This is a genomic window from Peribacillus sp. P4_C12, assembly GCF_056402095.1.
Map to the genome: position 1 here is coordinate 1 of NZ_JBFUIB010000681.1, position 1,671 is coordinate 1,671.

Genomic DNA, 1,671 nt, shown 5'->3' on the forward strand with positions numbered 1-1,671 from the left:
ACTTATTACTTGGTTTATGTTATCGACTAAAATAGGGGCATGGGTCATTAATCAAATTGCATCTTTCTTTACTTGGTTGATTTCATGTGCAAATGAAGGGATTTCTTTTGTCTTTCCGTCTGTTATGGCAAATGAGCAAGTTGATTTCTTTTTCAGTGCCTTAATGCCAATTATTTTTATTATAACGTTTTTTGATATTTTATCGTATTTCGGTATACTCACATGGATTATCGATAAAGTAGGATGGCTCATTTCAAAAGTGTCTAGGTTGCCAAAACTTGAAAGTTTCTTTTCCATCCAGATGATGTTTCTTGGAAATACAGAGGCACTTGCCGTTCTCCGGATTCAACTCGCTGCGATTAAAGATCAGCGTTTATTGACATTTGGAATAATGAGTATGAGTAGTATCAGTGGTTCCATTATTGGAGCATATTTATCCATGGTACCTGCAACATATGTATTTGTCGCCATTCCTTTAAACTGTTTAAATGCCTTGCTGATTGCAAACATGCTCAACCCAGTCAGTGTCAGTAAAGAAGAAGATGTCGTTTATGTTCCTACTAAAGAGGAACGTAAAGATTTCTTTTCCACCATTTCTAACAGCATGCTAGTGGGAGCCAAGATGGTTTTCGTCATCATGGCAATGGTTATCGGTTATGTGGCGTTAACAGCAAGCTTGAATGGGATATTTGGTTTCTTTGTGGATGGCCTGACCATTCAAAAAATCTTCTCTGTGATTTTTAGTCCATTTGCATTCCTGCTTGGATTAACTGGACATGATGCCATGTATGTCGCTCAATTGATGGGAATCAAGCTTGCCACGAATGAGTTCGTTGCCTTGCTCGATTTAAAAGATAAAATCAGTACACTACCCCCGCATACAGTAGCTGTTGCTGTCACTTATCTGACGTCATTTGCCAACTTCAGTACAGTAGGCATGATTTATGGAACATTCAATTCCATCCTTAATGATGAGAAATCGAACATCATCGGAAGGAATGTTTGGAAGTTGTTACTTAGCGGGATGGCTGTCTCCTTGTTAAGTGCTATGATTGTAGGATTATTTGTTTGGTAATCAATAAAAAACATATGACTTTGTCGTGTAATCAACTAAAAGGTACGTAGTAAGACCACTCTTTATTTGAAAACAAATATATCTATTAATTTCGGTGTGTTAACTACAATTTTAGAACAGACAACCAACTTGCAGGTGAAAAATAGAAACCCGTTGAACTTAATCGGGATTATTCCAGCCTAGGGTAGTAGGACCTAAAAACACTCATTTCTCCGGAGATGAGTGTTTTTATTTGCATCGCTAGAAGACTCAGGTAGTTCAACCTTTTGTTTAGCTTCACATGGGGTATTTTGTGTGTGGTTTTGTTAAACAGATTTCTAAGGAATAGATATCCTTCAAAAGCAAAGAATAAAGAAATATTAACATAATATTGACACATAAGCTTCTTTCTTTGCATAGGATAGGGGGGTATGGTATTATGATTTAAAGGAGGGGTGAGAGATGGATAAAAAAATAAATGAGCAAGATTCATTCATTGAAAATGAAAATGACGAATGCAGTATTACCTCTTCCCACGGCCGAAAAAGTCATCACTCTGAAGTAGTGAAAAAGAATTTAACGACCCGCTTAAATCGTATCGAAGGTCAAATTCGAGG

The 1,671-nt window shown here is 36.9% G+C and carries 1 protein-coding gene and 1 pseudogene; both read left to right on the top strand.

What is annotated here, in order from left to right; genetic code table 11:
- The coding region (locus tag AC1DUW_RS27925; RefSeq protein WP_477644066.1) for a nucleoside transporter C-terminal domain-containing protein at positions 1–1,075 on the top strand (1,075 nt) is incomplete at its 5' end.
- A 441-nt stretch (positions 1,076–1,516) separates the two neighbouring features.
- Positions 1,517–1,671: pseudogene (locus AC1DUW_RS27930) on the top strand (CsoR family transcriptional regulator); the annotation flags it as partial.